Origin of the sequence: Aquamicrobium defluvii, from assembly GCF_004363725.1 — a bacterium.
Taxonomy (GTDB): Bacteria; Pseudomonadota; Alphaproteobacteria; order Rhizobiales; family Rhizobiaceae; genus Mesorhizobium; species Mesorhizobium defluvii.
On sequence record NZ_SNZF01000007.1, the window covers coordinates 1 to 21033 of the forward strand.

A 21033-nucleotide genomic window follows, 5' to 3' on the forward strand; every position below is an offset into this window, starting at 1 on the left:
TCGCAACACGGTACGACAAGCTGGCAACAAACTTCGCCGCAGCAATCTTCATTGCCGCAATCATCACATGGTGGATCAATTGAGTCTCGACCCTAGAGCGCATCGCGATCTTTCCGATTCGCTCCTTGCGCTTCAGGTTCCTGTTTTTACGCATGTCGTTGTCCCGAAACCGGTTCCCACTTTCGGGCGACATGCCTTAGCATCCGCAACATGTCCGTCGGAGCGTCCGAAAATCGGACGTCCGGTAAAGCCGTTCTGAATCCACATTTGCCCTGCGGCCGATCCCGATCTCGCGGGTGCGGTCATGAAGGGAGGATTCAGAATGCAGTTGGAGAAACAGAATACGCGAACGGTGCAGGTGCTCGGCATCGATGCCGGCGGCACCATGACCGATACGTTCTTCGTCGATTCCGACGGCGAGTTCGTGGTCGGCAAGGCGCAGTCGACCCCTGAAAACGAAGCGCTGGGGCTGATCGAAAGCTCCCGCGAGGGTCTTGGCCAGTGGGGCCTCGAGCTCGACCAGGCTTTGTCCACCATCCAGACCGGCGTCTATTCCGGCACGGCGATGCTGAACCGCGTGGTGCAGCGCAAGGGCCTGCGCACCGGCCTCATCGTCAATGCCGGCATGGAGGACTTCCACCGCATGGGCCGCGCGATCCAGGCCTATCTGGGCTTCGCCTATGAGGATCGCATCCACCTCAACACGCACTATTTCGACGATCCGCTGGTGCCGCGCCATCTCACCCGCGGTGTGATGGAGCGCGTCGACATGTTCGGCAAGGTGGTGATCCCGCTGCGCGAGGACATGGCGCGCAAGGCGGCGCAGGAACTGATCGAACAGGATGTGGAAGGCATCGTCATCTCCCTGCTGCACAGCTACAGGAATCCCGAACATGAGCGGCGCGTGCGCGACATCGTGCAGGAAGAGATCGCCAAAGCCGGCAAGACGATCTCCGTCTTCGCTTCCACCGACTACTATCCGGTGCGCAAGGAAACCCACCGCACCAACACCACCATCCTCGAAGCCTTCGCGGCGGAGCCCTCGCGCCGGACCCTCCAGAAGATCTCCGGCTCGTTCAAGGAGCATGGCTCGAAATTCGACATGCGGGTGATGGCCACCCATGGCGGCACCATTTCCTGGAAGGCCAAGGAGCTGGCCCGCACCATCGTTTCGGGGCCGATCGGCGGCGTCATCGGCGCCAAGTATCTGGGCGAGGTGCTGGGCTACAAGAACATCGCATGCTCCGATATCGGCGGCACCTCGTTCGACGTGGCGCTCATCACGCAGGGCGAGATGTCGATCCGCAACGACCCCGACATGGCCCGCCTCGTGCTGTCGCTGCCGCTGGTGGCCATGGACTCGGTCGGTTCCGGCGCGGGCAGCTATATCCGCCTCGACCCCTACACCAGGGCGATCAAGCTGGGGCCGGACAGCGCCGGCTATCGCGTCGGCGTCTGCTGGGCGGAATCGGGCATCGAGACGGTGACCATCTCCGACTGCCACGTCATCCTCGGCTATCTGAATCCGGACAACTTCCTCGGCGGCCAGGTCAAGCTCGACCGGGAGCGCGCATGGAACGCGATGAAGGAGCAGATCGCCGATCCGCTCGGCCTTTCGGTGGAAGAAGCCGCCGCCGGCGTCATCGAGCTTCTGGACAGCGAGCTGCGCGACTATCTGCGCTCCATGATCTCGGGCAAGGGCTACAGCCCCAGCTCCTTCACCTGCTTCTCCTATGGCGGTGCGGGGCCGGTCCATACCTATGGCTACACCGAGGGGCTGGGCTTCGAGGATGTCATCGTGCCGGCATGGGCGGCGGGCTTCTCGGCCTTCGGCTGCGCGGCGGCCGATTTCGAGTACCGCTACGACAAGTCGCTCGACATCAACCTGCCGGAGGATGCGGCCGACGACCAGAAGACCGCGCAGGTCGCCTCGCTCGACGAAGCGTGGCAGGAACTGGCGCAGCGCGTTCTGGAGGAATTCGCGCTGAACGGCTACACCGCCGATCAGGTCGTGCTCCAGCCCGGCTTCCGCATGCAGTATCGCGGCCAGCTCAACGATCTGGAAATCGACAGCCCGATCGGGAGCGCCTCGACGGCTGAAGACTGGGATGCGCTGGTGGGGGCCTTCAACGACACCTACGGACGCGTCTATGCCGCTTCCGCCCGCTCGCCGGAACTCGGCTATTCGGTCACCGGGGCCATCATGCGCGGCACCGTGCCGATCCCGAAGCCCAAGATCCCGTTCGAGGCGGAAGGCAGCGAAACGCCGCCTGAATCCGCGAAGCTTGGAACCCGCAAGTTCTACCGGCACGGGAAATGGGTGGATGCCCAGCTCTACCAGATGGAAACGCTGCGCCCCGGCAACCGCATCAAGGGACCCGCGATCATCGAATCCGACGCCACCACCTTCGTCGTGCCCGGCGGTTTCGAAACGCGTCTGGACGGCCACCGCCTGTTCCACCTGAAGGAAATCTAGGGAGGAAGACCAAGATGAATATGCACACCAAACTCGACGGCATCGTGCGGGGCGGGGAGACTCTGAAAGAGCACCGCGACCGCCTGATGGAAGCCACGAAGAAGACCGGCCACTATGGCGGGATAAAGAAGATGGAGCTGCGCGACAGCCAGCCCATTCTCTACAACAAGCTGTTCTCGCGGCTGCGCGCCGGCGTCGTCGATGCCCGCGAGACGGCCAAGAAGATCGCGGCGAGCCCGATCGTGGAGCAGGAGGGCGAACTCTGCTTCACCCTCTACAACGCGGCCGGCGACGCCATCCTCACCTCCACCGGCATCATCATCCATGTCGGCACCATGGGTGCGGCGATCAAGTATATGATCGAGAACGGCTGGGAGCATAATCCCGGCATCAAGGACAAGGACATCTTCTGCAACAACGACTCGCTGATCGGAAACGTGCATCCGTGCGACATCCACACCATCGTGCCGATCTTCCATGAGGAGAAGCTGATCGGCTGGGTCGGCGGCGTCACCCACGTCATCGACACCGGCTCGGTCGGGCCGGGCTCCATGTCCACGGGCCAGGTGCAGCGCTTCGGCGACGGCTACTCCATCACCTGCCGCAAGATCGGCGCCGACGACACGCTGTTCCGCGACTGGCTGCACGAATCGCAGCGCATGGTGCGCACCACGCGCTACTGGATGCTGGACGAGCGCACCCGCGTCGCCGGCTGCCACATGATCCGCAAGCTGGTCGAGGAAGTGATCGCCGACGAAGGCATCGAGGCTTACTGGAAGTTCGCCTACGAGGCCATCGAGCATGGCCGTGTCGGCCTTCAGGCCCGCATCCGGGCGATGACCATTCCCGGCAAGTACCGTCAGGTCGGCTTCGTCGACGTGCCCTACGAGCACGAGGACGTGCGCGTTCCGTCCGACTTCGCCAAGGTCGACACCATCATGCACACGCCTTCGGAGATGACGATCCGCAAGGACGGCACATGGCGGCTGGACTTCGACGGGTCGAGCCGGTGGGGCTGGCACACCTACAATGCCCATGCCGTCTCCTTCACCTCCGGCATCTGGGTGATGATGACGCAGACGCTGATCCCGACCGAGATGATCAACGACGGGGCCGCCTACGGCACGGAATTCCGCCTGCCGAAGGGCACCTGGATGAACCCGGACGACCGGCGCGTGGCCTTCAGCTATTCGTGGCACTTCCTGGTCTCGTCGTGGACCTCACTGTGGCGCGGCCTCAGCCGGGCCTATTTCGGGCGCGGCTATCTGGAAGAGGTCAATGCCGGCAACGCCAACACCTCCAACTGGCTGCAGGGCGGCGGGTTCAACCAGTATGACGAGATCCATGCCGTCAACTCGTTCGAATGCGCGGCCAACGGCGTCGGCGCTTCCGCCATCGCCGACGGCATCAGCCATGCCGCCGCCATCTGGAACCCGGAAGGCGACATGGGCGACATGGAGATCTGGGAGCTGGCCGAGCCGCTCATCTATCTCGGCCGCGAGATCAAGGCTTCGTCGGGCGGTGCGGGCAAGTATCGCGGCGGCTGCGGGTTCCAGTCTCTGCGCATGGTGTGGAACGCCAAGGATTGGACCATGTTCTTCATGGGCAACGGCCATATCAGCTCCGACTGGGGCCTGATGGGCGGTTATCCGGCTGCCTCCGGCTACCGCTTCTGCGCGCATGACACCAATCTGGAGAAGATCATCGCCGATGGCGGCGAAATCCCCTCCGGCGGCGACACCGACCCGCAGAACCCGACATGGGACGCCCTGCTGCCCGACGCGAAGATCAAGCGCGACAAGCAGGCCATCACCACGGAGGCGATGTTCAAGGACTACGACCTCTACCTGAACTACATGCGCGGCGGCCCCGGCTTCGGCGACCCGCTGGAGCGCGAGCCGCAGAAGGTGGCCGACGACGTCAATGGCGGCTACCTGCTCGACCGTTTCGCCGACACGGTCTACGGCGTGGTGCTGGTGAAGGCGGCCGACGGGCTGGTGGGGGTCGATGAGGCCCGCACCGGGGCAAGGCGCGCGGAGATCCGCAAGGAGCGTCTGGCCAAGGCCGTGCCGACGAAGGCGTGGATGGCGAAGGAGCGCAAGCGCATTCTTGCCAAGGATGCGGGCGTGCACGTCCAGCAGATGTTCGCCGCCTCCTTCAAGCTCGGGCCGGAATGGGCGAAGGGCTTCCGCAAGTTCTGGGACCTGCCGGAGGACTGGCAGCTTCTGGAAGCGGATCTGCCGATCCCGTCCTATGGCCGCGAATATTCGATGGATATTTCCGAGCTGCCCGACGTCAGGACCGTCAAGTTCGTCGACGAATGATGCGCTGCGGGCGCCCCGCGCGGGGCGCCCGGCACCACACAAAGGAGGAACCAAATGGCCTACACAAAAGCGAAGATCAAGGACCTCGTCGACGGCAAGATCGACCGCGACACGCTGCACACCATGCTGTCCACCCCGAAGGACCGCGAACGCTTCCAGATGTATCTGGAAATCCTGCAGGAGCAGGTGCCGTGGGATGACAGGATCATCCTGCCGCTCGGCCCCAGGCTCTACATCGTGCAGCGCGCCAGCGACAAGCGCTGGGTCGTCAAGAGCCATGCCGGGCACGAGTTCTGCGACTGGCGCGAGAACTGGAAGCTGCATGCGGTGATACGGGTGCGCGAGACGCCGGAGGAGATGGAGGAGCTCTATCCGAAGCTGATGGCGCCGACCAGCACCTGGCAGGTCATCCGCGAATATTACTGCCCGGTATCGGGCGACCTGCTCGACGTGGAAGCCCCGACCCCCTGGTATCCGGTGATCCACGATTTCGAGCCGGACATCGACACCTTCTATCAGGAATGGCTCGGGCTGCCGCTGCCCGAGCGGGCCGAAGCCGCTTGACGGCCCCACGTTCCTGAGTGGGCGCGGCGGCCAATGCCGCGCCCCTTTTTGAATGGAGCTTTCATGAACAAGAGTTTTCCTGATGCCGCGGCGGCCCTTGCCGGCCTGCTCAGCGACGGCATGACCATCATGGCCGGCGGCTTTGGCCTGTGCGGCATTCCCATGAGCCTGATCGAGGCGATCCGTGCATCCGGCGTGCGCGACCTCACCGTCATTTCCAACAATGCCGGCGTCGACGGCCACGGCCTCGGCATCCTTCTGGAAACGCGCCAGATCAGGAAGATGATTTCTTCCTATGTGGGCGAGAACAGGCTGTTCGCCAAGCAGTATCTGGCGGGCGAACTGGAGCTGGAGTTCAATCCGCAGGGCACGCTGGCCGAGCGTATCCGCGCCGGCGGGGCAGGCATTCCCGCCTTCTTCACCCGCACCGGGGTCGGCACGCTGGTGGCTGAAGGCAAGGAGGTTCGCAGCTTCGGCGGGCTCGACCATGTGATGGAGACCGGCCTTTTCGCCGACCTTGCCATCGTCCATGCGCACAAGGCCGACAGCGAGGGCAATCTGGTGTTCCGCAAGACTGCCCGCAACTTCAACCCGGTGATGGCCACCGCCGCGCGCGTCACCGTCGCCGAGGCCGAGCATCTGGTCGAGGCCGGCGAGATCGATGCCGATCACGTTCATACGCCCGGCATCTATGTGCAGCGCATCGTGCACGTGCCGCATCCCGAAAAGCGCATCGAGCAGCGCACCGTGCGCCCGGCCCCCCGGATGGAGGACGCCTGACATGGCCTGGACGCGAGAGCAGATGGCGGCGCGCGCCGCGTGTGAGATCCGCGACGGTTTCTACGTCAACCTCGGCATCGGCATCCCGACGCTGGTGGCCAATTACATTCCCGAAGGGGTCGACGTGACCCTGCAAAGCGAGAACGGCATGCTCGGCATGGGGCCGTTCCCCTGTGAGGGCGAGGAGGACGCCGACCTCATCAATGCCGGCAAGCAGACCATTACCGAGCTGCCGAAAACCAGCTATTTCTCTTCGGCCGACAGCTTCGCCATGATCCGCGGCGGCCATATCGACCTGTCGATCCTCGGCGCGATGCAGGTTTCGCAAGGCGGCGACATCGCCAACTGGATGATCCCCGGCAAGATGGTGAAGGGCATGGGCGGGGCCATGGACCTCGTGGCGGGGGTCAAGCGCGTCGTGGTGGTGATGGAGCACGCGGCGCGGGGCGAGCCCAAGCTGCTGAAATCCTGCACGCTGCCGCTGACCGGGCAGCGCGTCGTCGATCTCGTGATCACCGATCTCGGCGTGTTCCGTCTGGCGCGCGAGGGGGCGGCGCGCATGACGCTGACCGAGCTTGCCGATGGCGTTGAGCTGGAGGAGGTGAGGGCCAGAACCGAGGCGTCGTTCGACGTGCAGCCCGCCTGAGGCGGCCCCTTGCCTTGGTGGCAGCTGGAGCAATTCCAGCAAAAGTGCGAAGCGGTTCAGCGCTTCGAGGAACAGTGGAAACGCTCTATGAGCGCGAGAGCCGCACGAAATGGCCGGGTGCGACTTCCACCAGCTCCGAGGGCTTCGGCTCCTGCGTGACATCCGGCGCGGATGAGCCGTCGTCGGCGAAACGCCAGCCGGCCGGCGCCTGCGCGGGGCCGTCCACGACAGCCTCCCGGCTCAGGCCCAGCACCGCGCCGGGGTCGGGGATCGTGGCGATCAGCCGGCGCGTGTAGGGGTGGACCGGATCGGAGAAGATGGCCGACCACGGCCCGGTTTCGACGATCTGGCCGAAGAACATGACCGCGACCCGGTCGCTCATATGCTCCACCACGCTCAGATCGTGGCTGATCATCAGGTAGGAAAGGCCGAACTCCTCCTGAAGATCGAGCAGCAGGTTGATGATTTGCGCGCGGATCGAGACGTCGAGCGCCGAGACCGGCTCGTCGAGCACGACGATCTCGGGTTGCAGGATGAGCGCGCGGGCGATGCCGATGCGCTGGCGCTGGCCGCCCGAGAACTCATGCGGATAGCGCGTGGCCTGTTCCGGCGTCAGCCCCACGCTGCGCATCACCGTCTCGATGCGGTCCGACAGTTCCGACCGTGCGGTGACGTTGTGGAGCCGGAGCGGCTGGGCCAGCGACTGCCACACGGTCTGGCGCGGATTGAGCGAAGCGTAAGGGTCCTGGAAAACCATCTGCGCGGCCATGGCGCGTTCCATGCGCGAGGGCGCCTGCGGCCCCGAAAACGGCTTGCCGCGAAACAGGATCGAGCCCTGCGTGGGTTCCTGCAAGCCCATGACCGACAGGGCGGTCGTCGACTTGCCGCAGCCGGATTCGCCGACGATGGACAGGCACTCGCCCTTCGCCAGATCGAGGCTCAGCCCGTTGACGGCATGCAGCATCCTGCGCTGCCGGCCGAACCAGCTCCCCGAAAGGGGGAAGCGCACATGAAGGTCGTCGATCGACAGCAGCGGCGCGTTCATGATCCCGCCTCGCCGGAAACCGGGGTGCGGGGTGCGATGAAGCGCGTGTCGGTCAGCCGCGAACGGTCCGCGATGAAACTGTCGATGTCGACCAGCCGCTGGCGTCCGTGCAGCCCGCGCGACCCGAGCTTCGGCAGCGCTCCCAGCAGCCCGCGCGTGTATTCGTGCCGCGGATCGACGAACAGTTCGCGCGTGGCGTTCTCCTCGACCAGGCAGCCGGCATACATCACGCCCACCCGCTGGCACATGGTGGCGATCACGCCGAGGTCGTGGCTGATGAACAGCACGGCGGTGCCGCGCGCCGCGCACAGCTCCCTGATCAGCTTGAGCACCTCCGCCTGCACGGTGACGTCGAGCGCCGTGGTCGGCTCGTCGGCGATCAGCAGCGCCGGATCGCAGGCGAGCGCCATGGCGATCATCACGCGCTGGCGCAGGCCGCCGGACATCTGGTGCGGATAGTCGTGCACGCGGCGCTCGGGCGTCGGCACGCGCACGCTGGCCAGCGCCTCCACCGCCATCTTCTGCGCCTGCGCCCAGCTCTTGCCCTGATGCTGGACATACATCTCGGCGATCTGCCGTCCCACCGTCTGCAACGGGTTGAGGGCGCTCATCGGCTCCTGGAACACCATGGCGATGCGGCTGCCGCGCAGGCTGCGCATCTTGCGCCGCGGCAGCGCCAGCAGGTTGCGCCCTTCGAAAAAAATCTCGCCGCCCAGTATCTGAAGCGGCTTCTTCAGAAGCCCGATGATGGCCAGCGACGTGACCGATTTTCCGGAGCCGGATTCGCCGACCAGCCCATAGGTCTCGCCGGGCATGATCTGGAACGACACGCCCTTGAGGATGCGGTGGGCCTGAGCGCCATGACGCAGCCCCAGCTCCAGATTCCTGACGTCGAGCAGCGGTGTCACAGCTTGCGGGTCCTCATATGCGGATCGAGCATGTCGCGCAGACCATCCCCCAGAAGATTGAAGCCGAGCACGGCCAGGAAGATGGCCATGCCGGGGAAGATGGCGGTCCATGGCGCGATCTGGATCATCTGGCGCGCATCGGTGAGCATCGAGCCCCAGCTCGGGAACGGCGGCTGGATGCCGAGTCCGAGGAAGGAGAGGGCCGCTTCCGACAATACCGCCGAGCCCATGCCGAGCGTGGCCATGACCAGCACCGGGCCCATGATGTTGGGCAGGATCTGCGTGAACATGATGCGTGTGTCGCTGTAGCCGAGCGTCTGCGCGGCCTGCACGTAGCCGAGCGATTTCAGCGACAGCGTGGAGGAGCGCGCGATGCGGCAGGTCCAGCTCCAGTTGGTGAGGCCGAGCGCGATCAGCAGCGAGACGAGGCCGGGGCCGAGCACGGCCATCACCGCCAGCGCGAAGATCAGCGACGGGATGGCCAGCATGACATTGGTGAGGCCGTTGACGATGTCGTCCCACCAGCCGCCCCAGTAGGCCGCCGACATGCCGAGCGCGACGCCGATGAGGGTGTTGATGATCTGCGAGACGATGCCCACGGTCAGCGAAATCTGCGCGCCGTAGAGCATGCGCGAATAGACGTCGCGTCCCTGCGCGTCGGTTCCGAACCAGTAGGTGGCGTCCGGCGGCAGTTCCGCATTCATCAGGTCCGCGTCGAGAACCGGATCGAAATGGGCCAGCCATGGCGCCAGCAGCCCCGCCAGAATGACCAGCCCGGTGAGCACACCGCCGAGGATGAGGTTGAAGCCCAGCTTCATGCCGCTCACTCCTGCTTGATGCGCGGATCGACCAGCGCATAGATCACATCGACCGCGGTGTTGATGACGAGGAACCACACCACGATGACGAGGATGGTGCCCTGAACCACGGGGATGTCGCGCATGGCGACGCTGTCGACCAGCAGCGAGCCGATGCCGGGCCAGGCGAAGAGCTTCTCGATCACCACGGCCTGGCCGATGAGCGAGCCGAACAGCAGGCCGACGGTGGTGATGATGAGCACCAGCGCGTTGCGGGCCACGTGGCGGCGCACCACCTGCGCCTCGCTCAGCCCCTTGGCGTGGGCCGTGCGCACGAAATCGCCGTTGAGCACGTCGAGCACGCCGGCCCGCGTCGTGCGCGCCAGAAGCGCCAGGGGCGTGACGCCCAGCGTGATGGCAGGCAGGATGAGATTGCGCAGCGAGCCGTCGCCATAGCCGAAGGACGGCAGCCAGTTCAGTTGCAGCGCAAAGACGTACATCAGCAGGAGGCCAAGCCAGAACTGAGGCATGGACAGGCCCGAGACCGCGCCGACCATGGTGACGGTGTCGAGGATCGAGCCGGGCCGCAGCGCCGCCAGGAAGCCGAGCGGCACGGCCACGACCACGGCGAAGATCATGGCGGCGACGGCGAGCTGGAGCGAAGCCCAGATGCGTTCGTTGATCAGCTCCAGCACCGGCCGCCGGGTGCGGAACGAGGTGCCGAGGTCGAGCTGCGCAAGGTCGCCGACATAGGTGAGGAAACGCTGGTGCACCGGCTTGTCGAGGCCGAGCTGTTCGTTGAGCCGCGCCATGAGCTGCGGATCGGCTGCCGTCTTGCCGTCGGAGAAAAGGCTGGAGGCGAAGCTGCCCGGCACGACGGAGAAGATGACGAAGATCAGCAGCGCCACGACCACGATGGTGGGAATGATCTGCAGGATCCTGCGGATGGTGAACCGAAGCATCGCTCGTCCCGATTGGAGTGAGGCCGCCCCCGGAGACCTTGGCGGTGTCCGGAAGCGGCTTGTCGGGCGGGCATATGCCCGCCGCGAGGATTATTTGCGGCTGGCGGGCGCGGTGTCGTCGATCCAGATGTCCTCGTAGGGCTGGAGCGCCAGCTCGTTCGCATTCGGCACCAGCCCGTGCACCCATGGCTGGTAGGCCATCACGGCTTTGTTGTAGTTGAAGAACCACACCGGCGCGTCATCCTGCACCAGATTGTTCGCCTGCCGCAGAAGGTCCGTCTGCTTCGCCGGGTCGCGCTCATCCCGCGCGGCCTCGTAGAGCTTGTCGAATTCGGGGTTCGAATAGCTGGTGTAGTTGCAGGCCGACTGCGCGGTCTTCGACCAGTAGCAGCGCATGGCGGCCAGCGGGTCCGGTCCGGTCTGGTTGGACCAGATGAAAGCCTCGAAATTGTTCGTGGTCACGGCTTCGCCCAGCGCCGAGCTTTCCACCGGCTTCGGCTTGACCGTGATGCCCACCTTCTGGAGCATCGGCAGGATCGCCTCCACGATCGGCACGCCCCAGCTCTCGTTGGGGCTCGCCGTCACCTCGAAGCTGAAGCCGTTCTCGTAGCCGGCCTCCTTGAGCAGTTCCTTCGCCTTGTCCGGATCGAAGGCGTAGGGCGCCTTGTCCTTGTCGAAGGCGGGCGAGGAGATCGGCAGCCAGCCGCTTGCCGGATAGGCCTTGTTCTTGACGAGGCGTTCCACGATCAGCGGCGTGTTGATCGCGTGGTTGATGGCCTGGCGCACGCGCTTGTCCCTGAACGCCTCGACCTTGGGGTTGAAGCCGATATTGCGCGTGTAGACCTCCGCCACCTCCAGCAGATGATCCTTCAGGGCGTCGTCCTGCTGGTAGGCCTGGTACTGCGTCGGGCCGAGGATCGACACGTCGATTTCCTTGTTGCGGAAGGCGACGTCGCGCGCGCTGTCCTCGCTCATCAGGATGATGTTGACGCGGTCCAGATAGGGCTTTCCCTCCTCGTAGAACTCGTCGAATTTTTCCACCACGATCTGTGAGCCCGGAACGTGCTCCCTGAAGCGGAACGGGCCGAGACCGACCGGCGCGGTGGCGAAGGTCGCCTCGTCCTCCACGTTGGAGGGATAGATGGCCGTGGTGTTCTGCATCAGCGAGAAACCGGGATTGACCGGCGAGGAGAAGGTGACCTCCAGCGTGTTGTCGTCGATCTTCTTCAGGCCCGCTATGTCCTCGCTCTTGCCGGCGGCGAAATCGTCCACGCCCTTGATGATGGCGACATAGCTGGCGCCGGGAAAGGCGTTCTTCGGATCGGAGACACGCTTGTAGCTGTAGATTATATCGTCTGCGGTCAGCGCCTTGCCGTTGTGAAATTTGGCGTCCTTGCGCAGATGATAGGTGTAGACCAGCCCGTCGTCGGACACGTCGACGCCCGTCGCCAGCTCCAGAACGGGAGCGTTGTTGATCGAATCCCATGCGTAGAGCGAGCGGTGGATGGCCTGGGTGATGAACTCTTCCTGCGTGTTGGGGCTCGCCTGTATGTCGAGCGTCGCAAAGCTCGACCCGTAGGGTGCGGTGAAATTGAACGTGCCGCCCTGCCTCGGTTCTTCTGCCAGTGCAAGGCCGGATACGCCGGCACAGAGCACCGCCGCGAGCGTGAATCTCCTGAACATCATGGTCTCCCCTTTGTTGGTGCCGCTTTTCCGTTTGCGGCGCGTTTTTCTGTGTTGCTGAACCGTTGCCGCGTCAGCCGCGCCCGTCGTGCACCACCTCGCCGCCCAGAATTGTCAGAACGCAATGCGTCCGGTCGCGTATGGTGTCGGGTGCAGCTTCCAGCAGGTTGTGGTTGAAGACGGCGATGTCGGCGAGCTGGCCGGGCACCAGCCGGCCCTTCACATGCTCGGCCTTCTCCATGAAGGCGCCGCCTTCCGTGTAGGCTTGCAGAACCTCGTCCGGGGCGAGGCGCTCGGCTTCGTCCATCACCGTGCCCTTCCATGTCTGGCGGGTGATCATCGCATGGATGTTCGGGAACGGGTCGGGCGAGCAGACCGGCGAATCCGACCCGGTCGACGCACCCAGCCCCATGCGCTTCCATGTGGCCGAAGGATAGCAGGAGCGGGCGCGCGCCTCGTCCATGACGCTGATGTAGCTGTCGCCGAAATCGTGGATGAAGGCGAGCTGCGGGGCAGGATAGATGCCTGCCGCCTTCATGCGCTCGTTGAGGCCGCCGGCCAGAAAGCCGCAATGCTCGACACGGTGGCGGCGGTCCGGGTCGGGAAGCTGCGCCAGCGCCTTTTCATATGCGGTGACAAGCTGGTCGATTGCGGCGTCGCCGATGGCGTGGCAGGCAAGCGAATAGCCGCAGCGGTGCCATTGCATCACCAGCCGCTCCACCTCTTCGGCCGGCAGCATCTGCACGCCGAAATTGCCGGGTTCATCCTTGTAGGGCCGGCTCATCCATGCGGTGCGCCCGCCCGCCGAGCCGTCGAGGAACAGCTTGACGCCGCCAATGCGCATCATGTCGTCGCCAACCCCGGTGACGAGGCCGGCGCGCCAGCAGTCCTCCACGATGGAGACGCCCGGATCGCCCATCAGCGTGAGCCAGACGCGGACCGGAAGCCGCCCCGCCAGCTTTGCCAGCTGATAGGCTTTCATCTCGTCGAAGCCGGTGACATGGCCGAGCGCGGCCTCCATGCAGCTTGTGATGCCGAAGGAAAGCAGGTGCCGGCCGCCGCGCTCGATCGCCTCGATCAGATCCTCCACCGTGGGGTGGGGTATGACGTTCGTGACCAGATTCTGCGCGTTCTCTGCCAGAAAGCCGTCGAGCCTGCCGTTGGCCTTGCCGAGGACGCCGCCGTCCGGCGCTTCCGTCCCGTCGCTCACCCCCGCCAGGGAAAACGCCATGGAATTCGCCACCGAGACGTGGCCGCAGGCGCGCGTCACGAGGACCGGGTGGCCGGGAACGGCGCGGTCGAGCTCCTCGCGCGTCGGATGGCGGCCGATGTCGAGCTTGGTCTGGTCGTAGCCGCGCGCGCGGATCCACGTGCCCTTGGGCAGGGTCGCGGCCCGTTCGGAAAGGCGGTCGAGCAGCGCCTGCAATGTCGGCGCGGCCGCGGGCGTGACGTCCACCCAGCCCATGGTCAGGCCGGTCGAGATCAGGTGGAGGTGGTTGTCGTTGAGGCCGGGGCAGGCGAAGCGGCCTTCAAGGTCGACGGTTTTCGTGGTCTGCCCCTTCAATGCCAGCATGTCGGCATCGGTGCCGGTGGCCAGCACCTTGCCCTGCCAGACGGCGACCGCCTCGGCCCAGCCGTCGGTGTAGCCACGCCAGATGCGACCGTTGTGAAGGATCAGGTCGGCCGCCGGTAGAGATGCCATTCAAAATTCCCCGCCCTGGAATGCTGCCCCGCTGGAACGCCGGGCTTATCCTGCGTCTTTTTTTCCAAGGTGCGGTTTCAAAGCCGACATGGCCAATTCGGTTTTGGCAAGGACTTATGCATAATTTGCATAATGAAGGAAAAGGAATGAATTATGCTGTGCTTTGACCGGGTCGATGCGACGAAAGGCGGGTATCGTGGAGATAAAATGGCTTGAGGATTTCGTGGCGCTTGCGGAAGTCTCCAGTTTCTCGCGGGCTGCCGAAGTCCGCAACGTCACCCAGCCTGCCTTCAGCCGGCGCATCAAGCAGCTCGAGGCGTGGGTGGGCGCGCCGCTGATCAACCGCGCCACCATGCCGGCCGAGCTGACGCCCGCCGGGCGCAATTTCCTGCCCATGGCGCAGGATACGATCCGCATGTTCAGCTCGGTCCGCGAAACGCTGCGCCCGCCGGCCGAGCAGGGGCTGGTGCGCTTTGCGGCGCTGCACACGCTCACCGTCACCTTCTTTCCAGGCTGGCTGCGAGAGCTTCAGGAACGCTCACGCCATTTCGGTACGTCCTTCATCGCCGACCGTGGCGGCATCGAGGCCAATCTCCAGGCGCTGACGGATGGCGAGACGGATTTCTTCCTCACCTATGCGCATCGCGAGGTTCCCTTTCATCTCGACCGCGAGAAATTCGCCTCGCTCGTCATCGGCACCGACTGGCTGGTCCCGGTGGCGGCGCCGGAACTGCGCGTCGACAAGGCGGCGACCGCGATGACCGGGCTGCTCGACCGGCCGGGGTCTTCGAAACTGACCGTGCCTTATCTGGGATACGGCTACAGCTCGTTCTTCGGCGTCGCGCTTGGCCGCATGTTCGCAAGGAACGCGCCGTTCCGCCGCAAGACCGTGCATGAAAGCACGATCAGCGCCGGCCTCAAGGAACTGGCGCTGACCGGGGCCGGCCTGTGCTGGCTGCCGCAAAGCCTTGTCGGCAGGGAGCTGGCGCAGGGCCTGCTCGTCCTGTGCGCCGACGACCCCGCATGGTCGCTCGATCTCGAAATCCGCCTCTACCGCAGCGCCGCGAGATCCGGCCCCATGGTGGAAGCGCTGTGGCGTGCCGCCGGCGAGCTGGCGCTCAGGAATTCATGAAGCGCAGCGCCCGCTGAACCTCGAAGAAATCGGCCGAGCCGAACGCCACTGCGCGGGCCCCGTGGGGCTTCGCGCCCGGATACCAGGAGGCGCGGTAGGCGTCGACGGGGTTGTTGAACTCGATGACCACTTCGCAGCGTTCCGGGATTGCCGGCAGCGCTGGCAGGCTGGCGGCGCCCAGCGCCTTTTCGACGCCTTCGGCAATTGCGATCCGCGCCGCGGCGGGGCTGAGCGAAAGGGATGCCGCACCAAAGCCTTGCAGCGTCTCCACGGTTGCGATGCCGGGCACCATGGCCCTGGCGTCGGCGCAGATGCCGGCGTCGCCTGAAATGAACGCCACGGGCACGCCGTGACGGGCGGCGCACAGGGCGTTGACGGTGAATTCCGAGGCGACCTCGCCGTTCAGGACGAGGCGCGAAATGCGCAGGTTGGAGGTATGGGCGAGCGGGTTGTCTTCCGTGCCGGCCTTGGAATGATAGCCGGTGCAGAGCGCGGCATGGAAGCTGGAATCCAGCCCGAACATCATGGAATCGGGGTGGCCGGGCCAGCCCCTGACGATGCGGGCACAGGCTGGCAGCCGGTCGAGAACGATGTTGCGGCCGCTGTCGTGGGCGTCCTTGATCAGGATTTCGGTTGCGCCGGCGGCGCGCGCGCCTTCGCAGGCCGCCAGCACCTCGGCAGTCATAAGAGCGCGGAACTCGGCATAGTCGGCATGGCTGCGCTCTGCCTCGCTCCATGCCAGGATGCCGGCGGTGCCTTCAATATCGGCCGAGATGAATATTTTCATGATCGATCAGATCTCCTTCGCAGTTGCATGGCGGCGCCGGGGCGGCGGCTCATGAGGATTCGGGCAATGCCGCCAGCCAGTCGCCGAGGGACGGGAAGCGCCGGCCGCCGCGCCCGACAGTGGCCTTCGCGGCGCACATGGCGTTGAGCACGGCCTCCGAGGTCGCCTCCGCCGCTGCCTGGAACACCTTGTCGATATGGTTGTCGTCCAGCCGCCGGACAGGCTGGAACGGCTCCTGCGGCGCATGCGCCACCGGATCGGCCGTGGTGAAGGCGATGGCGAGATCGCCGCTGCCGTGACCCCAGAAGGAGCCGAGCCGGGCAATTCCGGCACCCGCCCGGCGCGCCACGCGCTGCAACTGCCTGTCGCCGAGCGCAATGTCGGTGGCGAGGACGACGATGATCGACCCCTTTTCGGCTTCACCGGGATTGCGGGGATGAGGCCGCCGCCCGTCGGGCAGCACCAGATCGCCGGAGCGGCCGAAATTGGACAGCACGAGTGCGCCCAGCATGAACCCGGCCCCGGCGATTTCCACCTGCCGCGATGCGGTGCCGATGCCGGCCTTGAAGCCGAAGGAGGTCATGCCCGTGCCCGCGCCGACATTGCCCTGTTCCACCGGGCCGGACGCGGCCGCATCCAGCGCCTCGAAGGCATGAAGCTGCGTCACCGCCATGGCCTGAATGTCGCTGATCGTGCCGTCGTTGCATTCGCAGACCAGCGCGTTGACCGTCGAGGTTTCGCGCCCGATGGCCGGATTGGCCGCGACTGCCCGCCTGATCAGCGCTTCGACGCAGGGAGCGACCGAAAATGTGTTGGTCAGCAGAATGGGGGTTTCGATGAGCCCGAGTTCGGCCACCTGCATCAGCCCGGCGGACTTGCCGAAGCCGTTGACGATGTCGACCGCGCCGCGAACCTTGTTGCGGAAAAGATCGCCGCCATGCGGCAGGATCGCGGTCACGCCCGTCGCCAGCCCGTCGCCGGACAGCGTCCGGTGGCCGACCAGGACCCCGGCGACGTCGGTCAGGGCGTTGTGGGGACCGGTGGGCAGGTGTCCGACCGTCAGGCCGAAATGCCGTGCTGAGCTCATCGTCGTGGTCTTGCCTCGTATCGCGCCTTCCGGGCCGGATGGCCCGGTTCAGGCAGGAACCGCCCGCTCCGTGACGGCCAGTGCCGTTTCGAGGTAAATTTGCTGGAGGCGGCGTGTCAATGGACCGGGGCTGCCATCCCCGACGACATGGTTCCCGATCCGCACCACAGGGGTGACGAAACTCGACGCCGAGGTGAGGAAGGCTTCCGCGGCTTCGTGGGCCTCCTGTGCCGAAAAGGCGCGCTCCTCCAGCCCGATGCCTTCTTCGCTGCACAGGCGCAGAACCGCGCGGCGGGTGCAGCCGGGCAGGATGGCGTGCGAGTTGGGACGGGTGACAATGGACCCCTCCTGCGTGACGATGAAGGCGCTTGCCGATGCGCCTTCGGTGATCAGCCCGTCCTCCACGAACCAGACGTCGTCGAAGCCGGAATCGTGTGCCGCCTGCTTGGCCAGGACCTGCCCGAGCAGCATCACCGTCTTGATGTCGCGCCGCATCCAGCGCGGGTCGGGGGCGATCTCGACCGCAATGCCCTCGGCCTGCGCCTTGGTGCCGGTAAGCCTGCGGGCCGTGGTGAAGGCGAACAGGTTCGGCTTCAGGTCGCCGGGATACAGGAAGTCGCGCTTCGCCACGCCGCGCGAAACCTGGATGTAGACGGTTCCCTCGTCCAGCCCGTTGCGGGCGATGAGCTCATGCTGCATGGCTTCGATGCCGGCCATGGGCATGGGCAGCGCAATGCCGATTTCTGCGAGCGAGCGTTGCAGGCGTTGCAGGTGCAGGTCGTTGTCGATCATGCGCCCGCCGATGACGGCGGTGACCTCGTAGATCGCGTCGGCGAACAGCAGACCCCGGTCGAATATGCTGATCCTTGCCTGATCTTCCGGCATGAAACGCTGATCGCAATAGACATGCGCCATCATGGCTGCTCCCTGAATCGCCCTGCGCCGTTGCAGGCGCGCAAGCGGCAGTGATGGCAAGCCGCACGCAGGAATGCCAATTCCATTTCTGCAACTTCCGATGCCGAACGTGACAACGGGGCCGGCCGTGACATCGTCGGCCTTGAGGATGATGGGCCGGCGCCCGCCTTCATGCCAGGCCATGGATGGCGCAGGTTACCGCGGAGCCGGCGCCCGTGGATCTGGCGGCCGGCTGCGGAGATGCAATCCCCCGGCGCGGGGATCGCGTCGGGATGGCTTTGCGTGCGCGCGCCCAATGCGGTGTTGCCCGGGCTTCGACGGCACCGCATGGGGCGAGGCTTGCCCCTATAGTCATCGTCTATGCCCCGCTCAAAATTTAACTGTTTCAGAGAGCTGCTCACATCACTCTAATCGCCGGAGCGGCGAATAAAGAGAGGCGTATCGCATTGCGGCGCCCCGGTGGAGGAGACGATATGGCGGCAATCAACCCATCCGGCAGCGCCATGGTTGCGGATCCTTCCGCGGGCCGGGATGTGGCGCTTGCCGTTTCGCCGGCCAACCATGTGCGCCGCGGCCTGACCGCCATCGTCCTTCTGCTGGCGCTCCATATGGCATGGCTGATCGTCGCCAACGAGGCGTTCCAGTGGCATGTCGTCTTCAACTGGCTGTTCGATCCTTCGGTGATGCAGGGCCTGATGGTGACGCTCGGCCTCACTGTCGTCGCCATGGTGCTGGGCACGGTCATCGGCCTCGTCCTGGCGATATGCCGCCTTTCGGGAAGCCGCATCGCCTCGGGTTTCGCCGGCCTCTACATCTGGTTCTTCCGTGGCACCCCGATGCTGGTGCAGCTCATCTTCTGGTACAATCTGGCAACGCTGTTCCCCGAAATCGCGATCACGATCCCCTTCGGCCCAAGACTGATCGGCTGGGACACCAACGCGCTGATCACCCCGCTGACGGCGGCCATCGTCGGGCTGGCGCTGAATGAGGCGGCCTATATGGCAGAAATCATCCGCGCCGGCCTCATCTCTGTCGATCCCGGCCAGAACGAAGCCGCGCAGGCGTTCGGCATGACGCGCCAGCGGGCGCTGCGCCGCATCATCATCCCGCAGGCGATGCGCTCGATCATTCCGCCGACCGGAAACCAGCTCATCAGCATGATCAAGGGCACCTCGCTGGTCAGTGTCATCGCCATGAATGACCTGCTCTATTCCGTGCAGGCGATCTACAACCGCACGTTCGAGATCATTCCGCTGCTGATGGTTGCGGTGGTCTGGTATCTGTTCGTCACGTCCATCCTCAATGTCGGGCAATCCTATATCGAAGCCTATTATGCGCGCGGCGACCGGCGCGGCGAGGTGCGGCCGGCCACTGTCCCCGACCCGGAGCCAGCCTGATGACCGCCAGCGAGAAGACTTCCCCCGACCCGGTGCTCGTCAGGGCTCGCGACGTTCACAAGGCCTATGGCGACCATGAGGTGCTGAAGGGCATCGACATGGATGTGCGGGTGGGCGAGACGGTGGTCATCCTCGGTCCCTCGGGTTCGGGAAAATCGACCTTCCTGCGCTGCATCAACCATCTGGAGGCGATGCAGAAGGGCTCGATCCTCGTCGGCGAGGAGCAGGTCGGCTATGTGTGGCGCAACGGCACCCTCTACCGCGCCACGCCCTCGCAGATCGCGCGCCAGCGCCGCGGCATCGGCATGGTGTTCCAGCAGTTCAACCTTTATCCGCACATGACGGTGTTGCAGAACATCGTCGAGGCGCCGGTGGGGGTGTATGGCGAGAAGCGCAGCGAAGCCGAAGCCTATGCGCATATGCTCCTCAAGCGGGTGGGCCTGTCGGAAAAGGCGAATGCCTATCCGCGCCAGCTTTCCGGCGGCCAGCAGCAGCGCGTCGCCATCGCCCGCGCCCTCGCCATCCGGCCGCGGCTGATGCTGTTCGACGAGCCGACATCGGCGCTCGACCCCGAGCTGGTGGGCGAGGTGCTGGCCACGATGCGCGATCTGGCGCAGTCCGGGCTGACCATGATCGTCGTGACCCACGAGATCAGCTTCGCCCGCGAGGCCGCGGACCGGGTGATCTTCATGGACGGCGGGCGCATCGTCGAGGAAGGCCCGCCCGGGCGGGTGCTGGTGAATCCCTCGCATCCGCGCACGCGCGCATTCCTGAACCGGGTGATCTGACAGCAACGGCGCCGGCGGGCGCGAACGGAAACTGAAACGGAGGATGGAACTCATGACAATGAAAATGACCGGATTGTCGGCAGTGCTGGCGGCTGTGCTGATGGCGTCGTCGGCGCAGGCGGAAGATAACATCGCAACCCAGTCCGTGAACGAGGATGTGCGCGCGCTGGTGCCGGAAACGATCCGCGAGCGGGGCTATATGGTTGCGGTCAACAACGGCTCCTATCCGCCTTACGAGATCGTTCTCGGCCCCAACGAGATCGAGGGCGCATCGGCCGACCTGGCGGTTGCGATGGGCCAGATCATGGGCGTCGAGATCCGCCATCAGACCGTCAGCGGGCTGGCGGCGATGCTTTCCGGATTCGACGCCGGCCGCTACGACATGTCGGTCGGCCCGATCGGCGATTTTCCCGACCGCCGCACAAAGATCGATTTCATCGACTGGGTGCGGGAATATGTTGCCTTCGCCGTCCAGAAGGGCAATCCGCGCAATATCCAGACCCTGGACGACGTGTGCGGGCTGAACATCGCCGTCATGGCGGCCGGATCGGCCGAGCGCGTGCTGAAGCAGAAGGCCGAGGAGTGCGAGGCGGCGGGCAAGCCGACCGTGGTGCAGTCGTTCCAGGACCAGAACGGCGCCATTCTGGCGGTGCGTTCCAGGCGGGCCGACGGGTTCTTCTCGGGGCAGGCGCCACTCACCTATTTCGTGTCGCAGGCGCCGGGCGTGCTCGATCTGGCCGCAGCCAACCTGCCCAACGGCTTCGGCGACATCTATCAGGGCAGTGTCGCGCCGAAGGATTCCGATCTCGGCAAGGCGATGCTGAAGAGCCTCGAGATTCTCGTCGCCAACGGCACGTATGAGAAGATCATGACGAAGTGGGGTCTGGAGCGGAACATGATCGACAAGCCCGGCATAAATCTGGCGAAGTAGCCGCGGAGCGGCAACCGTCGTGCGCCGCCCCGCGCTTCACGATTGCCCGACACGAACAGCCCGGTGGCGCTCCCACCGGGCTCCGTGCTATTCAGTTGCCATGCTGTTC

General features: G+C 65.2%; 18 protein-coding genes. 9 read left to right on the plus strand and 9 right to left on the minus strand.

The genetic code is table 11. The features are described 5' to 3' along the window. The first annotated feature begins 322 nt into the window (after window positions 1-322). From DES43_RS06840 to DES43_RS06860, 5 genes are all read left to right on the plus strand, one after another. Window positions 323-2476, plus strand: coding sequence for a hydantoinase/oxoprolinase family protein (locus tag DES43_RS06840; RefSeq protein WP_035027057.1), 2154 nt, complete (start codon window positions 323-325; stop codon window positions 2474-2476). 14 nt (window positions 2477-2490) lie between these two features. Beyond that, window positions 2491-4800: a hydantoinase B/oxoprolinase family protein gene (locus tag DES43_RS06845; RefSeq protein ID WP_035027054.1), complete on the plus strand. Its 2310-nt coding sequence runs from the start codon at window positions 2491-2493 to the stop codon at window positions 4798-4800. Between the two features lie 54 nt (window positions 4801-4854). Beyond that, window positions 4855-5364 (plus strand): acetone carboxylase subunit gamma, encoded by a 510-nt coding sequence (locus DES43_RS06850; RefSeq protein ID WP_035027053.1) that lies wholly within the window; start codon window positions 4855-4857, stop codon window positions 5362-5364. 63 nt (window positions 5365-5427) lie between these two features. Next, on the plus strand, window positions 5428-6144 hold the full coding sequence (locus DES43_RS06855) for a CoA transferase subunit A (protein ID WP_035027051.1): 717 nt from the start codon (window positions 5428-5430) through the stop codon (window positions 6142-6144). A gap of 1 nt (window position 6145) precedes the next feature. After that, a complete protein-coding gene (locus DES43_RS06860; protein WP_035027049.1) occupies window positions 6146-6790 on the plus strand; it encodes a 3-oxoacid CoA-transferase subunit B in 645 nt (214 codons plus the stop codon). A gap of 85 nt (window positions 6791-6875) precedes the next feature. Here DES43_RS06860 and DES43_RS06865 read toward each other — a convergent pair whose 3' ends face one another. The 6 genes from DES43_RS06865 to DES43_RS06890 form a co-directional block, all read right to left on the minus strand. After that, window positions 6876-7835, minus strand: a complete 960-nt coding sequence (locus tag DES43_RS06865; protein ID WP_035027047.1) for an ABC transporter ATP-binding protein — start codon at window positions 7833-7835, stop codon at window positions 6876-6878. Beyond that, complete coding sequence (locus DES43_RS06870; RefSeq protein ID WP_035027046.1) at window positions 7832-8743, minus strand: ABC transporter ATP-binding protein; 912 nt, start codon at window positions 8741-8743, stop codon at window positions 7832-7834. The genes DES43_RS06865 and DES43_RS06870 overlap by 4 nt, the downstream gene beginning before the upstream one ends. Continuing rightward, window positions 8740-9561, minus strand: a complete 822-nt coding sequence (locus tag DES43_RS06875) for an ABC transporter permease (protein WP_035027045.1) — start codon at window positions 9559-9561, stop codon at window positions 8740-8742. Before DES43_RS06875 ends, DES43_RS06870 begins: the two co-directional genes overlap by 4 nt. A 5-nt stretch (window positions 9562-9566) precedes the next feature. After that, complete coding sequence (locus tag DES43_RS06880; protein WP_035027044.1) at window positions 9567-10502, minus strand: ABC transporter permease; 936 nt, start codon at window positions 10500-10502, stop codon at window positions 9567-9569. 90 nt (window positions 10503-10592) lie between these two features. Next, a complete protein-coding gene (locus DES43_RS06885) occupies window positions 10593-12185 on the minus strand; it encodes an ABC transporter substrate-binding protein (protein ID WP_035027107.1) in 1593 nt (530 codons plus the stop codon). Between the two features lie 73 nt (window positions 12186-12258). Then, on the minus strand, window positions 12259-13887 hold the full coding sequence (locus tag DES43_RS06890) for an amidohydrolase (protein ID WP_035027043.1): 1629 nt from the start codon (window positions 13885-13887) through the stop codon (window positions 12259-12261). Between the two features lie 196 nt (window positions 13888-14083). On the opposite strand from DES43_RS06890, the gene DES43_RS06895 reads away from it, so the two are divergent. Beyond that, a complete protein-coding gene (locus tag DES43_RS06895) occupies window positions 14084-15019 on the plus strand; it encodes a LysR family transcriptional regulator (RefSeq protein ID WP_035027105.1) in 936 nt (311 codons plus the stop codon). Here the strand turns inward: DES43_RS06895 and DES43_RS06900 are convergent. From DES43_RS06900 to DES43_RS06910, 3 genes are read right to left on the minus strand one after another with little or no spacing between them, the layout of a single operon-like run. Next, the gene (locus DES43_RS06900; protein WP_035027042.1) at window positions 15006-15806 is read right to left on the minus strand and encodes a M55 family metallopeptidase; all 801 of its coding nucleotides are present in this window, start codon (window positions 15804-15806) and stop codon (window positions 15006-15008) included. The genes DES43_RS06895 and DES43_RS06900 overlap by 14 nt on opposite strands. A 49-nt stretch (window positions 15807-15855) precedes the next feature. After that, a complete protein-coding gene (locus DES43_RS06905; RefSeq protein WP_035027041.1) occupies window positions 15856-16893 on the minus strand; it encodes a DmpA family aminopeptidase in 1038 nt (345 codons plus the stop codon). 48 nt (window positions 16894-16941) lie between these two features. Beyond that, a complete protein-coding gene (locus tag DES43_RS06910) occupies window positions 16942-17811 on the minus strand; it encodes a D-amino-acid transaminase (protein ID WP_035027104.1) in 870 nt (289 codons plus the stop codon). A gap of 470 nt (window positions 17812-18281) precedes the next feature. Here DES43_RS06910 and DES43_RS06915 point away from each other — a divergent pair, with 470 nt between their 5' ends. Genes DES43_RS06915 through DES43_RS06925 form a run of 3 tightly spaced genes read left to right on the plus strand, consistent with a single transcriptional unit; the run spans window position 18282 to window position 20924 of the window. Continuing rightward, window positions 18282-19205 carry an amino acid ABC transporter permease gene (locus DES43_RS06915; RefSeq protein ID WP_051520585.1) on the plus strand — a complete coding sequence of 308 codons (924 nt, stop codon included), beginning with the start codon at window positions 18282-18284 and terminating at the stop codon, window positions 19203-19205. Next, on the plus strand, window positions 19205-19993 hold the full coding sequence (locus tag DES43_RS06920; RefSeq protein ID WP_035027040.1) for an amino acid ABC transporter ATP-binding protein: 789 nt from the start codon (window positions 19205-19207) through the stop codon (window positions 19991-19993). Before DES43_RS06915 ends, DES43_RS06920 begins: the two co-directional genes overlap by 1 nt. A gap of 52 nt (window positions 19994-20045) precedes the next feature. Continuing rightward, complete coding sequence (locus DES43_RS06925; protein ID WP_133674874.1) at window positions 20046-20924, plus strand: ABC transporter substrate-binding protein; 879 nt, start codon at window positions 20046-20048, stop codon at window positions 20922-20924. Window positions 20925-21033 lie beyond the last annotated feature (109 nt).

Excerpts from the sequence above, each read along its gene's own strand:
- DES43_RS06840 (WP_035027057.1), top strand. The coding sequence starts at position 323 with ATGCAGTTGGAGAAACAGAATACGCGAACGGTGCAGGTGCTCGGCATC.
- DES43_RS06845 (WP_035027054.1), top strand. The coding sequence starts at position 2,491 with ATGAATATGCACACCAAACTCGACGGCATCGTGCGGGGCGGGGAGACT.
- DES43_RS06850 (WP_035027053.1), top strand. The coding sequence starts at position 4,855 with ATGGCCTACACAAAAGCGAAGATCAAGGACCTCGTCGACGGCAAGATC.
- DES43_RS06855 (WP_035027051.1), top strand. The coding sequence starts at position 5,428 with ATGAACAAGAGTTTTCCTGATGCCGCGGCGGCCCTTGCCGGCCTGCTC.
- DES43_RS06860 (WP_035027049.1), top strand. The coding sequence starts at position 6,146 with ATGGCCTGGACGCGAGAGCAGATGGCGGCGCGCGCCGCGTGTGAGATC.
- DES43_RS06865 (WP_035027047.1), bottom strand. The coding sequence starts at position 7,835 with ATGAACGCGCCGCTGCTGTCGATCGACGACCTTCATGTGCGCTTCCCC.
- DES43_RS06875 (WP_035027045.1), bottom strand. The coding sequence starts at position 9,561 with ATGAAGCTGGGCTTCAACCTCATCCTCGGCGGTGTGCTCACCGGGCTG.
- DES43_RS06880 (WP_035027044.1), bottom strand. The coding sequence starts at position 10,502 with ATGCTTCGGTTCACCATCCGCAGGATCCTGCAGATCATTCCCACCATC.
- DES43_RS06885 (WP_035027107.1), bottom strand. The coding sequence starts at position 12,185 with ATGTTCAGGAGATTCACGCTCGCGGCGGTGCTCTGTGCCGGCGTATCC.
- DES43_RS06890 (WP_035027043.1), bottom strand. The coding sequence starts at position 13,887 with ATGGCATCTCTACCGGCGGCCGACCTGATCCTTCACAACGGTCGCATC.
- DES43_RS06900 (WP_035027042.1), bottom strand. The coding sequence starts at position 15,806 with ATGAAAATATTCATCTCGGCCGATATTGAAGGCACCGCCGGCATCCTG.
- DES43_RS06905 (WP_035027041.1), bottom strand. The coding sequence starts at position 16,893 with ATGAGCTCAGCACGGCATTTCGGCCTGACGGTCGGACACCTGCCCACC.
- DES43_RS06910 (WP_035027104.1), bottom strand. The coding sequence starts at position 17,811 with ATGATGGCGCATGTCTATTGCGATCAGCGTTTCATGCCGGAAGATCAG.
- DES43_RS06915 (WP_051520585.1), top strand. The coding sequence starts at position 18,282 with ATGGCGGCAATCAACCCATCCGGCAGCGCCATGGTTGCGGATCCTTCC.
- DES43_RS06920 (WP_035027040.1), top strand. The coding sequence starts at position 19,205 with ATGACCGCCAGCGAGAAGACTTCCCCCGACCCGGTGCTCGTCAGGGCT.
- DES43_RS06925 (WP_133674874.1), top strand. The coding sequence starts at position 20,046 with ATGACAATGAAAATGACCGGATTGTCGGCAGTGCTGGCGGCTGTGCTG.